The following is a 12,043-nucleotide window of genomic DNA, read 5'->3' as shown; positions in this document are numbered from 1 at the left end:
TCGCAGCACTCGGTCGGTTCGTGGGCCGGCCCGGTGGTCACGGCTTGAGGAGGGTCTTGATCGCGCGTCGCTCGTCCATCGCCTTGTAGCCTTCGGCGACCTGATCCAGGGGCAGGGTGAGGTCGAAGACCTTGCCGGGGTCGATGGCGCCCGTCAGGACCCGGTCGATCAGGTCGGGCAGATAGCGGCGCACGGGCGCGGGACCGCCGCGCAGGCCGACGTGCGAGAAGAACAGCTGCTGGCCGTCGACGGCGACGTCGTGCGGGACGCCGACGAAGCCGACGTTGCCGCCGGGCCGGGCCGAGTGCAGGGCCTGCTGCATGGACTGTTCGGTGCCGACGCACTCCAGGACGCTGTCGGCGCCGATGCCACCGGTCAGCTCCTTGATCCGGGCCACCCCCTCCTCGCCACGCTCCGTGACGATGTCGGTGGCGCCGAACTCGCGGGCGAGCCGCCGGCGAGGTTCGTGCCGCGACATCGCGATGATGCGCTCGGCGCCCATCTCCTTGGCGGCGATCACCGCGCACAGACCGACCGCGCCGTCGCCGACCACGACGGCCGTGGAGCCGGGCCGCACCTCTGCGGCGTCGGCGGCCCACCAGCCGGTGCCCATCACGTCGGAGACGGCCAGGAGCCCCGGCCAGAACTTCTCGTCGGGGACCTCGTCGGTGGCGACGAGCGTGCCCTGGGCGTTGGGGATGCGGACGTAGTCGGCCTGGCAGGTGCCCATGAACGCACGGTTCAGGCAGTTCGACTGGAAGCCGTTGCGGCAATGGGCGCAGGTGTTGTCCGACGTGGCGAACGAGCCGACGACGAACTGGCCGGGCCGCACCGCGGTGACCTCGCTGCCGACCTCCTCGACGAAGCCGACGTACTCGTGGCCCATCGGGTGCGGTTCGTCGACCGTGTCCAGGCCGCGGAAGGGCCACAGGTCCGATCCGCAGACACAGGTCACGGCGGTGCGGATGATCGCGTCGGTCGGTTCGAGGATCTTCGGGTCGGCGAGCGTCTCGAAGCGGACGTCGCCGGGGGCGTGGATCACTGCTCCGCGCATGAGGGTGCTTCCTTACGTGCTGAGGGGAGGGCGGGCCGCTGGGGCTCGCGGGCGATCGGGCAGGACGGCCGATGTGTGTCTCCCGGCTTCCGGGGTCCGGGGCCGGGGATGTCCTGCCTCTCCCAGGGAACCGCGCTTCGGCGCGCGCTGCGAGTCACTGATGAGGGGTGTACTGGCAGTACATCGCTCCGGCGCCGTACGGGCCGTACGGTCGAGACATGGACAACCGTGACGAGGTCCGCGAGTTCCTGACCTCGCGGCGAGCCAAGATCAGCCCCGAGCGGGCCGGACTGCCCGCGGGCTCCCGGCGCCGGGTGCCGGGCCTGCGGCGCAGCGAGGTCGCGGCGCTGGCCGACATGAGCGTCGAGTACTACGCCAAGCTGGAGCGCGGCAATCTCGCCGGTGTCTCCCCGGCCGTCCTCGAGGCGGTCGCCCGCGTGCTCCAGCTCGACGACGCCGAGCGCGCCCACCTGCTGAACCTGGCGCAGGCCGCCGACGGCACCGACGCCCTCACTCGCCCCAGGCGCCGCCGGGCCAAAGAGGGCTGGAAGGTGCACCGCAGCCTGCAGTGGACGCTGGACGCGATCACCGCGGGTCCGGCGTTCGTGCGCAACGGCCGCATGGACGTCCTCGCCACCAACCGCCTCGCCCGCGCCTTCTACCGTGACCTCTACGCCGCCCCCGGCAACCAGGCGAACCTCGCCCGCTTCCAGTTCCTCGACCCCGCCTCGCGGCGGTTCTACCCCGACTGGGACCGGTTCGCGGACGTCGCCGTCGCCATCCTGCGTACGGAAGCCGGTCGCAATCCGTACGACAAGGACCTCCACGACCTCGTGGGTGAGCTGTCCACCCGCAGCGAGGAGTTCCGCACCCGCTGGGGCGCCCACGACGTCCGCCACCACGGCACCGGCACGAAACGCTTCCACCACGAGATCGTCGGCGAGGTCACCCTCGCCTTCGAGGGCCTGGAACTGGCCGCGGAACCCGGCCTGACCCTCACCATCTACGCCGCCGAGCCCGGCTCGACATCCGAGGAGGGCCTGCGTCTGCTGGCTTCCTGGGCCGCCACGCAGGAGACCTCGCCGCCCGTGCGGCCCATGACGAACTGAACCCCGCCGGAGGCAAAGCAGCCGGGTGCGCGTCGCTCAGTGGTCCGGAACCCCGAAGAGCCCGGTCAGTCTTCGAGTTCGTGGCGGACGCGTCGGGACGGGCTGAACGTGTAGAGGTCGAGGATGCCGGGCGGCTCGGCGAGGCCGGGGCCGCCGGCCTTGACCCAGGCGGTGATATCGGCCGCGGCGCCCGGGTCGTTGACCTGTCCGAGCCAGACCGGGCGTCCGCCGGCCCTGCGGCCTTCCGCGGAGGGCTGGATGACGATGACGTTGGCGCGCTCGCACGCGTCCAGACAGTCGGTCCGCCGGACCATCGCGACTCCTGCCAGCTGGGTGCGCAGATCGGCGAGCTGTGCCTCGTGGTCCAGGTACGGGACCTTGGCCGGGGTGCCGCAGCAGCAGCCGCGGCAGACCGTGACGGTGGGGCGGGCCGCTCCCGGGGCAGGTGCGGTCTTCTTGGCGCGGCGGCTCACCGGATGTCCTGCGCGGCGCGGTTCCAGGCGGCGTCCCGCAGCAGGCGCAGTCCGTTGAGGCCGACGATGACGGTCGAGCCCTCGTGACCGAGGACACCGAGCGGCAGCGGCAGGGTGCCTGCCAAGTCCCAGACGACCAGGCCGGAGATGAACACTCCGGCGATGACCAGGTTCTGCACCACCAGGCGGCGTGCCGCGCGGGACAGGGCGATCACCTTGGGGACGGTGGCCAGTTCGTCGCGGACGATGACGGCGTCGGCGGTTTCGAGAGCGAGGTCGGAGCCTGCGCGGCCCATGGCGATACCCGTGTGGGCGGCTGCCAGGGCGGGCGCGTCGTTGATGCCGTCGCCCACGACCAGCACTCTGCGGCCTCGGGTCTCCAGACGGCGTACGGCGTCGACCTTGTCCTGGGGCAGGAGGCCCGCGTGGACCGCGTCGGAGGTGATGCCGACGCCGGCCGCGAGGCGGGCGGCGGCACGGGGGTTGTCACCCGTCACCAGGAGCGGGGTGCTGCTGGTCAGGGCGGTCAGGGCGGCCACGGTCGCGGCGGCGTCGGGACGAAGCCGGTCGGCGATGCCCAGCACGCCGACGGGGACACCGTCACACAGAACCAGGACGGCCGTGCGGCCGCCGTCCTCCAGATCGGCCGCTTCCTTCGCTGCGCGGGCCGGGAGGGCCTTGTCGTAACCGTCGTGACCGTCGTGGTTGTCCAGGAGGCGGGCGGGTGCGCCGACTTCGACCCGGTGTCCGTCGACGGTGGCGGTGACACCGACCCCGGGCGTGGAAGTGAAGTCCCGCGTGGCGGCGAGGGACAGGTGGCGGGTGCGGGCGGCGTCGACCACGGCACGGGCCAAGGGGTGTTCGCTGGACTGCTCGGCCGCGGCCGCCAGGGCCAGCAAAGCGTCCTCCGTCAACTCTGAGCCGGGCAGGGAGCGGATCTCGGTGACGCGAGGCGTGCCCTCGGTCAGCGTGCCGGTCTTGTCCAGGGCGACCGCGTCGACCTGCCCGAGGCGCTCCATCACCACGGCGGACTTCACCAGCACACCGTGGCGTCCGGCGTTGGCGATCGCCGACAGCAGGGGCGGCATCGTCGCCAGGACCACGGCGCAGGGCGAGGCCACGATCATGAACGTCATCGCCCGCAGCAGCGCGGCGGTCAGATCAGCGCCGAACCCGAGGGGGACCAGGAAGACCGCCAGGGTCGCGACGACCATGCCCAGGCTGTACCGCTGCTCGACCTTCTCGATGAACAGCTGGGTGGGCGCCTTGGTCTCCGACGCCTCCTCGACCATCGCCACGATCCGGGCGATCACCGAGTCCGAGGCGTCCCGCTCGACCTTCACCCGCAGCACGCCCGTGCCGTTGAGCGTGCCGGCGAAGACCTCGTCCCCGGGCTCCTTGGCGACGGGCAGCGGCTCGCCGGTGATGCTCGCCTGGTCCACCTCGCTCGCCCCGCCGATGACGCGCCCGTCCGCGCCGACCCGCTCGCCGGGGCGGATCAGGACGGTGTCCCCGACCACCAGGTCCTGCGTCGGGACCGTCACCTCGCTCCCGTCGTCGGCCAGGCGCGTGGCGACGGCCGGCGCGAGGTCGAGCAGTCCGCGCACGGCTTCCTGGGTACGGGCGGTGGCCAGGGCCTCAAGCGCGCCGGAGGTGGAGAAGATGACGATCAGCAGCGCGCCGTCCATCACCTGCCCGATCGAGGCCGCGCCGATCGCCGCCACGATCATCAGCAGGTCCACGTCCAGGGTCTTCTCGCGCAGCGCCGTGAGCCCTGCCCAGGCCGGCTCCCACCCTCCGGTGATGTAGGCGGCGGCGTAGAGCGTCCCCCACGACCAGACAGGCGCACCGGTCAACTGGAGCGGCAGAGCAACCAGGAACAGGGCCAGCGCCGCGGCGGCCCAGCGCGCCTCGGCCAGGGCGAACACCCGGGTGCGCCGCCTCGGCGCCGTGGACGGGGCAGCCGGAGCTGCCCGCTCGGCGCGCTGGATCAGGTCGGAAGGCATGACGGAGCAACCCCTCGGGGCGGAAGACGACGCGACGCACCCACCGTACAGGAACATCTGAACAGGTCTTCAGGTGTCACCAGTAGGATGGGACCCATGGGTCACGGAGCCGACGACATGAGCCACGCCACCCCTCGCGAGCGCCTGGACGCGGCGGGGGCCACCGATGTCGCCGCCACCCTTCAGGCCCTGGCCACCCCTTCGCGGCTGTACATCCTGGCCCGCCTCCGGGAGGGCCCCTGCGCGGTCGGCGATCTCGCCGAGGCGGTGGGCATGGAAGCCTCCGCCTGCTCCCACCAGCTCCGTCTGCTGCGCAATCTCGGGCTCGTCACCGGAGAGCGCCGGGGGCGTTCCATCGTCTACGCCCTCTACGACAACCACGTCGCCGAGCTGCTGGAGCAGGCCCTTTTCCACGTCGAGCACCTGCGCCTCGGCCTGCGTGACACCCCCGCCCCCGAAGCGGTCCCGCCTGCCGCCCGGCGGTAGGCGCCTGTACCGTCCGCGCGCTCCGTCGCCGTTCAGGCTCGGGTGGCGCGGAAGACCGCGGGGGTTTCGCCTGTCCGGTCGTGGAAGGAGCGGTTGAAGTTCGCGGCGTCCAGGAATCCGACGCGCGCACCGACGTGGGCGACCGGCATGCGGGTGTGCACCAGCAGCCGCTTGGCCTCCAGTACGACCCGTGCGTCGATGTACTCCTTGGGCGTGTGCCCCGTGCCCTGCGGTGGGCGTACTCGGTGACGCTACGGGTCTGGGCGAAGTCCGCTTCGACGGCGGCGCGGAACGCGGTGGCGACCGGATGTGGTGGGGGCGGGTGACGTCGAGGCGGGTCTCGACGCCGGGGATGTCGCGCACCCGGTCCACGCGCATACCGTCCACCGGGCCGGGGGTCGGCAGACAGCCGGCGGTGTCGACCTCGTGCTCCGACAGCGCGGAAGGCGCACCCATAGCTGCGTTTCTCACTTTCACCACAACATTGCCGAGGGCGGCACCCTCACCGTGTACGCGGGCGGCGACTTCGCCGGCCAGCAGGACGCCACGGTGACCGCCTTCCGCGCCGCGTTCCCCGACATCGAGCTGAACATGATCGTGGATTACGGCAAGTACCACGACGTACGCATCGACCGGCAGATCGAGACCGGCACCCTGGTCGCGGACGTCACGCACTTGCAGACGTCGCCGGCTGGGGCTGCATCCCACCCGACACGCCTGAGGCCAGGACGGCTCGCCGGGCCGCACCGCCCGTACGGCCCGGCGAGCCGCGCCACGAACTGAGCGGCACGGCACCGACACTGGCGCTCCGACCATTCCCGTCCCGTCCCGTACGAGGGAGCCGATCGTGACAGTCGACAGCCCGGCCGACCCGGCCCGCGGGGGAGCGGCGATGCCCGCGGCCTTCCTCGGTCACGGCAGCCCGATGAACGCCATCGAGCACAACCGCTACACCACCGCCTGGCAGGCCTTCGGCCGCGCCGTGCCCCGGCCCCGCGCGATCCTCGTCGTCTCGGCCCACTGGTACATCAACGCCACCGCCGTGACGGCGATGCCCCGACCGCGCACCATCCACGACTTCTACGGCTTCCCGCAGGAACTGTTCGACGTCGAATATCCGGCTCCGGGACTGCCACAACTGGTCGAGGAGGTCAGCGAGGCGGTCAAGCCCACCTGGGTGGGCGCCGACGCCGACAGCTGGGGCATCGACCACGGCTCGTGGTCGGTGCTGCGGCACGCGTTCCCCGACGCGGACATCCCGGTCGTGCAGTTGAGCATCAATGCCGACAAGCCGCTCGACTACCACTTCGATCTCGGCACCAAGCTGGCGTCGCTGCGGGACAGCGGCGTGCTCGTCCTGGGCAGCGGCAACGTCGTGCACAACCTGCGCGGCATCGATCCACGGCTCCCGGAGGACGGCTTCGACTGGGCGCGGCGCTTCGACGACAGCGCCAAGGAGCTGATGCTCCACGACCCCGCCGGATCAGCCGGACTCCAGACCCACGGCGACTTCCGCAACGCCGTCCCCACCCCGGACCACTTCATCCCCCTGCTCTACATCGCGGGCCTCGCCGCCGCGTCCGGCCACGGCACCGACGTCCTGGTCGACGGCTACTCCTACGGATCGCTGTCGATGACGGCCTACACCCTCGACGTGGACTGCCCCGGTGCGAACGACGGCAGTGGGGCCGCGGCCGAACTCCCGGACGACGTACCGCCCGACGGCACCAACACCTGAGGCGGCCGGTCGGCCGGCGCTCCCGCTCAGTCCAGCTGCTCGGCCAGCCCGACGATGATGCCCGCCGGGCCACGCAGGTAGCAGAGCAGATAGCTGTCCTCGTAGCGGGCGATCTCGCCGATGATCTCCGCGCCGTGCGGGCGCAGGCGGGCGACGGTGTCCTGGAGGTCGTCGACGGCGAACATGACGCGGTGCGTACCGAGAACGTTGTGCGGCCGGTCGCGCGGCTCGTCGCTGATCACCGTGGGGCTGCGGTACTTCGACAGCTCCAGCCGGCCGTGACCGTCCGGGGTCCGGAGCATCGCGATGTCACAGTGGACGTCCTTGAGCCCGGTGCACTGGTCGGCGACGGGACCCTCGATCTCCGTCCTGCCTTCCAGTTCCATACCGAGTTCCCCGAAGAACGCGATGGCGGCGTCCATGTCGTCGACGACGATGCCGACGTTGTCCATTCGCTGAATCCCCATGCTGCCTTCTCCTTCTCGCTCTGCGTCCGCTTCTGCTCGGTCCTGATTCTGGTGACGACTGCTGCTTTCCGGTCTCCGTAATCCTGGTTGATAGTCTGCGGTGATGGACGAGGTTTTGGACGAGGGGCCGTTCTTTCACGGCACAAAGGCTGACCTGCGGGCCGGAGATCACCTCACTGCCGGTTTCCGTTCCAACTACCGGCCCGAAATCGTGATGAACCACATCTACTTCACCGCGTTGCGCGACGGCGCGGGACTCGCCGCGGAGCTCGCCGCCGGCGACGGCACCCCACACGTGTACGTCGTCGAACCAACCGGGGAATTCGAGAACGACCCGAACGTCACCGACAAGAAGTTCCCCGGCAACCCCACCCGTTCCTATCGCAGCAAGGCACCGCTCCGGGTCGTCGGCGAGGTCACCGACTGGACGCGGCAGACACCCGAGGCGCTCAAGATGTGGCAGGACCGCCTGGCCGCCATTCGTGTGGACGACCGCGCCGAGATCATCAACTGAACGTCGTCCCGGCATCCGGAACGCCGGGTTTGATGAGTGGCTGCGGACCCGTCGGAGGCTGGGGAGCAGTGTGATTCGTCTGCCGGGACTTCGGGCTGTCGGACATGCCCAGGCGTGGCCTCACACCGCAGGAAGCTCCGCCGGAGGTGCTGCTCCTCGACATCGAGGCAGAGCTGTCCGTCTTGGAGCAAGGGCGGATGGTGTGGTCGGAGAGGGAGTGCCCCGGAACTTCCCGGACACTCCGCCTGACACACCGCCGCGCCGAACCAGGTGAGCTGGGCGTGGGTCGGAACGAGTCACCCCGACATGGTTGCGTCCGGTGCGCCGTTTCCCAAGAGGGGGACGGGAACAGGGGAGACGAATGCGAGTAACTGCCTTGCCCTAGAGTGCAGTTCAGTATCTAGCGTCTTCGTCATGACGACACCGCAGCGCAAGATCGGATCGGGCTTCGGCGCCCGGAGCACCACGGAGGACGTCCTCGACGGGATCGATCTGTCGGGCCGCACCGCGATTGTCACCGGTGGCTACTCGGGACTCGGTCTGGAGACGACCCGCGCCCTGGCGGCTGCCGGAGCCCGCGTCGTGGTACCCGCCCGGCGACGGGCGGCCGCTCAGGAAGCCGTCGAGAGCATCGAGGGCGTCGAGACCGATGACCTCGACCTGTCCGACCTCGACAGTGTCCGAGGGTTCGCCGAGCGGTTCCTCGACTCGGGCCGCAAGGTCGACATCGTGATCAACAGTGCGGGGATCATGGCCTGCCCCGAGACACGGGTCGGCCCGGGATGGGAAGCGCAGTTCGCCACCAACCACCTCGGCCACTACACGCTGATCAACCGTCTCTGGCCTGCGATCGCGCCCGGTGGCGCGCGGGTGATCGCCGTGTCCTCCGGCGCCCACGGCATGGGTGTGCGTTGGGACGATGTGCACTTCGAGCGCGGCTACGACAGGTGGCAGGCGTACGGCCAGGCGAAGGCGGCGAACGTGCTGTTCGCCGTGCACCTCGACGCACTTGGCCGCGACGCCGGAGTCAGGGCGTTCGCGGTGCATCCGGGCAGCATCCTGACCCCACTGCAACGCCACCTGGCGAAGGCGGAGATGGTCGACGCGGGCTGGATCGACGAGAAGGGCAACGCGACCGATCCCACCTTCAAGACGCCCGGGCAAGGCGCGGCGACGCAAGTGTGGGCGGCGACCTCCCCGCAGCTGACGGGCATGGGCGGCGTGTACTGCGAGGACTGCGACATCGCCGAACCGGCCACCGAGGGCTCGGAGGGCGGCGTGCATGCACACGCGACCGACCCCGAGCAGGCCGCGCGCCTGTGGGCCCTGTCGGCCGAACTCACGGGCGTGGACGCTTTCGCCGCGGCGACCTGACGGGTGCCCCGACGCCCAAGTGGCTTCCCACCCGGCCGAGTTGAAGTACGACTTAGGGTGTGTGGCATGACGCTGCAACTTGTTCAGGTGAACTTCAAGGCAGGGGACGACTCGGCGCTCGGGCGGTTCTGGGCGGAGGCGCTCGGCTGGGGGATTTCCAGTGAGGCGCCCGGAGTCACCAATCTGGAGCCCGTGGGCTTCGACTGGCCGGATCCGGCTGCCGTGTGTGTCGATCTGGTGCGCGTTCCCAACCCGGAAACGGTGAAGTACCGCGTGCACCTCGAACTCGCCACCGCTTCCGAGGCCCATCACGCGGAGTTGGTCGAACGCCTGAAGGGGCTCGGGGCGACATCCGCGGACGAGGTTCAGGGTGCCGCCGTGCCGTGGACGGTGATGGCCGACCCGGAGGGCAACATGTTCAGCGTCCTGGAGCCCCGTGAGCTCTACCGTGACACCGGGCCGATCGGCGCCGTGGTCGTCGAGTGCGCCGACCCGCGGGCCATGGTCCGGTTCTGGGGCGAGGCCATCGACTGGACGGTTCACGAGCTGACCGACGACCGCGCTCTGCTGCGCTCCGTCAAGGGCGTCGGGCCGTATCTGGAGTTCCGCCGCACGCCGGACGGCGAGGTCACCTGGAACCGCATTCACCTCGATGTGATGTCCAACCCCGTCTCCGATCAGGCGAAGGAGGTCGCCCGGCTCGAAGGGCTCGGCGCAACCCGGGCCGACGTGGGCCAGGGTGATGTCTCCTGGGTCGTTCTGGCCGACCCGGAGGGTAATGAATTCTGCGTCCTCGGCCGCGGCTGACACGGAACTCGGGCCGCTCGCAGCCCCACTATCCTGAACCGCATGCTGCCGAACGTGGATGTCGAGGGCGAAGATCGCGGTCGCGGCGCAGCGCCACCGTGTTCACAGCCACAGCCACAGCCACCGGCACTGAGCCCGAGTCGGTCATGACGAACTTACTCGGCCCTCTTCCGCCGTCTCGCGGCACGTGGTGGCGGGAGGGTGCGGTCGTGGTGGCCGCGTTCGTGTTCTGTCTGCTCGGTGGCGTGATGCAGGTCGATGACACGCTGTCAGCGCCGAAGCCCGTGGCTTACGTCATCGCCGTGGTGTCCTGCGCGGTGTTGCCGTGGCGGCACCGTTCGCCGGCGGGCGCCGTGGCGGCCACGACCGCTTGCGGGATGCTGGTGCAACCTCTGGGCCTGCTGCTCACCCCGCTCATCGTGGCGCCCGTCGTGATGACCGCGTATTCGTTCGCCGTACGCACCGGACGGCGTGTGGCGAGTGTGGTGCTGCCGGCGTCCGCGGTGCTCCTTGTCGCCCCGACCCCGTTCTTCGGGGATCTTTCGTGGAAGGACGCGAGCCGGATGGCGGCTGTGGCGGCGTTTCCGCTGGTGGCGGGCGTGCTGGGGAACTCGGTGCAGAACCGGCGGGCCTACCTGGCGGCCGTGGAGGAGCGGGCCCGGTGGGCCGAGGACGACCGGGAGAGCGAGGCGCGCCGGAGAGTGGCCGAGGAACGGGTGCGCATCGCCCGGGAACTGCACGACCTGGTGGCCCATCAGATCACCCTGGCCAACGCGCAGGCCACGGTCGCCGCGCACCTCTTCGACTCCCGCCCGGAGCAGACTCGTAAGAGCCTCGGCGAACTCGTCGCGACCACCAGTGACGCGCTCGACGACCTGCGGGCCACGGTCGGTCTGCTGCGGCAGTCGGGGGACCCGGCCGCACCGGGCGAGCCCGCCCCCGGACTGTCCCGACTGCCCACGCTCCTCGACTCGTTCCGTCGCGCGGGCCTGCACGTGTCGCTGCACGAGGAGGGCACGGCCAGGCCGCTGCCGCCGGGTGTCGACCTCACCGCGTACCGCATCGTCCAGGAGGCTTTGACCAACGTGACCAAGCACGCCGGTTCCACCTGCACCGCCAGCGTGCGCCTCGCCTGGCTGAGTGAGCGCGTGACCCTCACCGTTGCGGACGACGGACATGGCGGCGCCACTCGCACGGGGGCGAACCGGGCGCCCGGCTACGGTCTGATCGGGATGCGGGAACGTGCCACCGCGGTCGGCGGCCTGCTCTCCGCGGGCAGTGGTCCGGAGGGCGGTTTCCTCGTACGCGCCCAACTGCCCCTGCCACCCGCCCGGGACGCGGCACGCAGCGCGAACCGGGGAGAGGCAGGCGAGGCACGATGACCCTCCGGGTGGTCCTCGCCGACGATCAGGCACTGCTGCGCGGTGCCTTCCGGTTGCTGCTGGAATCCGCCGACGACATCACTGTGGTCGGTGAGGCCGCCGACGGGCGGGAAGCGGTGCGCCTGACCCGCGAGCTGCGCCCGGACGTGGTGATCATGGACATCCGGATGCCGGAGGTGGACGGTCTGGCCGCCACGACGCAGATCTGTGCGGACCCGGAACTGCGGGGCAGCCGCATCCTGATCCTCACCACGTACGAGACCGACGAGAACGTGGCGCAGGCGCTGCGCGCGGGTGCCGGCGGGTTCATCGGCAAGGGCATCGGGGCCGAGGACCTGCTGGACGCCGTGCGCACGATCGCCTCCGGCGACACGCTGCTGTCGCCCGCCGCGACCCGCTCCCTGGTCGCCCGTTTCCTGGCCACGCCGGAGGAGGCCCCGTCGCACCACCGTGATCAGCTCGCCGTACTCACCCCGCGCGAACGCGAGATGGTGGCGATGGTCGCGACGGGGCTGTCCAACCAGGAGATCGCCGAGCAGATGTTCCTCAGCCCGTTCACCGTGCGCGCCCATGTGCAGCGCGCCATGACGAAGCTCGAGGCCCGCGATCGGGCGCAACTCGTCGTCATCGCCT

At 70.7% G+C, this 12,043-nt stretch carries 14 protein-coding genes; 9 read left to right on the top strand and 5 right to left on the bottom strand.

Going from position 1 to position 12,043, the window contains the following annotated elements; all coding sequences use genetic code 11:
- Window positions 1-37: 37 nt before the first annotated feature.
- Window positions 38-1,054 carry a zinc-dependent alcohol dehydrogenase family protein gene (locus M4J07_RS42505; RefSeq protein WP_255981629.1) on the bottom strand — a complete coding sequence of 339 codons (1,017 nt, stop codon included), beginning with the start codon at window positions 1,052-1,054 and terminating at the stop codon, window positions 38-40.
- A gap of 218 nt (window positions 1,055-1,272) precedes the next feature.
- On the opposite strand from M4J07_RS42505, the gene M4J07_RS42500 reads away from it, so the two are divergent.
- Window positions 1,273-2,163, top strand: coding sequence for a helix-turn-helix transcriptional regulator (locus M4J07_RS42500; protein ID WP_255981627.1), 891 nt, complete (start codon window positions 1,273-1,275; stop codon window positions 2,161-2,163).
- A gap of 65 nt (window positions 2,164-2,228) precedes the next feature.
- Here the strand turns inward: M4J07_RS42500 and M4J07_RS42495 are convergent, their stop codons facing one another.
- Both M4J07_RS42495 and M4J07_RS42490 read right to left on the bottom strand, forming a co-directional pair.
- Window positions 2,229-2,636 carry a (2Fe-2S) ferredoxin domain-containing protein gene (locus tag M4J07_RS42495; RefSeq protein WP_255981625.1) on the bottom strand — a complete coding sequence of 136 codons (408 nt, stop codon included), beginning with the start codon at window positions 2,634-2,636 and terminating at the stop codon, window positions 2,229-2,231.
- The gene (locus M4J07_RS42490; RefSeq protein ID WP_255981623.1) at window positions 2,633-4,642 is read right to left on the bottom strand and encodes a heavy metal translocating P-type ATPase; all 2,010 of its coding nucleotides are present in this window, start codon (window positions 4,640-4,642) and stop codon (window positions 2,633-2,635) included. Before M4J07_RS42490 ends, M4J07_RS42495 begins: the two co-directional genes overlap by 4 nt.
- 96 nt (window positions 4,643-4,738) lie before the next feature.
- Between M4J07_RS42490 and M4J07_RS42485 the strand changes: the two genes are divergently transcribed.
- Entirely contained in the window at window positions 4,739-5,128 is a 390-nt protein-coding gene (locus tag M4J07_RS42485; RefSeq protein ID WP_255981621.1) for an ArsR/SmtB family transcription factor, read from the top strand.
- 32 nt (window positions 5,129-5,160) lie between these two features.
- Here the strand turns inward: M4J07_RS42485 and M4J07_RS48590 are convergent, their stop codons facing one another.
- Complete coding sequence (locus M4J07_RS48590) at window positions 5,161-5,292, bottom strand: helix-turn-helix domain-containing protein (RefSeq protein ID WP_374215187.1); 132 nt, start codon at window positions 5,290-5,292, stop codon at window positions 5,161-5,163.
- Between the two features lie 343 nt (window positions 5,293-5,635).
- Here M4J07_RS48590 and M4J07_RS48365 point away from each other — a divergent pair, with 343 nt between their 5' ends.
- A complete protein-coding gene (locus M4J07_RS48365) occupies window positions 5,636-5,911 on the top strand; it encodes a hypothetical protein (RefSeq protein ID WP_308284823.1) in 276 nt (91 codons plus the stop codon).
- 64 nt (window positions 5,912-5,975) lie between these two features.
- Window positions 5,976-6,866 carry a 4,5-DOPA dioxygenase extradiol gene (ygiD, locus tag M4J07_RS42470; RefSeq protein WP_255981619.1) on the top strand — a complete coding sequence of 297 codons (891 nt, stop codon included), beginning with the start codon at window positions 5,976-5,978 and terminating at the stop codon, window positions 6,864-6,866.
- A 26-nt stretch (window positions 6,867-6,892) separates the two neighbouring features.
- On the opposite strand, the gene M4J07_RS42465 is transcribed toward ygiD, so the two are convergent.
- Complete coding sequence (locus M4J07_RS42465) at window positions 6,893-7,333, bottom strand: VOC family protein (RefSeq protein WP_255981617.1); 441 nt, start codon at window positions 7,331-7,333, stop codon at window positions 6,893-6,895.
- 103 nt (window positions 7,334-7,436) lie between these two features.
- Between M4J07_RS42465 and arr the strand changes: the two genes are divergently transcribed.
- From arr to M4J07_RS42440, 5 genes are all read left to right on the top strand, one after another.
- Window positions 7,437-7,847: an NAD(+)--rifampin ADP-ribosyltransferase gene (gene arr, locus M4J07_RS42460; RefSeq protein WP_255981615.1), complete on the top strand. Its 411-nt coding sequence runs from the start codon at window positions 7,437-7,439 to the stop codon at window positions 7,845-7,847.
- Window positions 7,848-8,261: 414 nt separating this feature from the next.
- Window positions 8,262-9,221: an SDR family NAD(P)-dependent oxidoreductase gene (locus tag M4J07_RS42455; protein WP_255981613.1), complete on the top strand. Its 960-nt coding sequence runs from the start codon at window positions 8,262-8,264 to the stop codon at window positions 9,219-9,221.
- Window positions 9,222-9,287: 66 nt separating this feature from the next.
- Window positions 9,288-10,028: a VOC family protein gene (locus tag M4J07_RS42450; protein ID WP_255981611.1), complete on the top strand. Its 741-nt coding sequence runs from the start codon at window positions 9,288-9,290 to the stop codon at window positions 10,026-10,028.
- A gap of 146 nt (window positions 10,029-10,174) precedes the next feature.
- The gene (locus M4J07_RS42445; protein WP_255981609.1) at window positions 10,175-11,410 is read left to right on the top strand and encodes a sensor histidine kinase; all 1,236 of its coding nucleotides are present in this window, start codon (window positions 10,175-10,177) and stop codon (window positions 11,408-11,410) included.
- A partial coding sequence (locus M4J07_RS42440) for a response regulator transcription factor (RefSeq protein WP_255981607.1) occupies window positions 11,407-12,043 on the top strand: 637 nt, incomplete at its 3' end. The genes M4J07_RS42445 and M4J07_RS42440, both read left to right, overlap by 4 nt.

Origin of the sequence: Streptomyces longispororuber, assembly GCF_024448165.1 — a bacterium.
GTDB classification, from domain to species: domain Bacteria; phylum Actinomycetota; class Actinomycetes; order Streptomycetales; family Streptomycetaceae; genus Streptomyces; species Streptomyces longispororuber_A.
The sequence above is the reverse complement of the archived record's forward strand: the minus strand, read 5'-3'. Positions and strand labels throughout refer to the sequence as shown.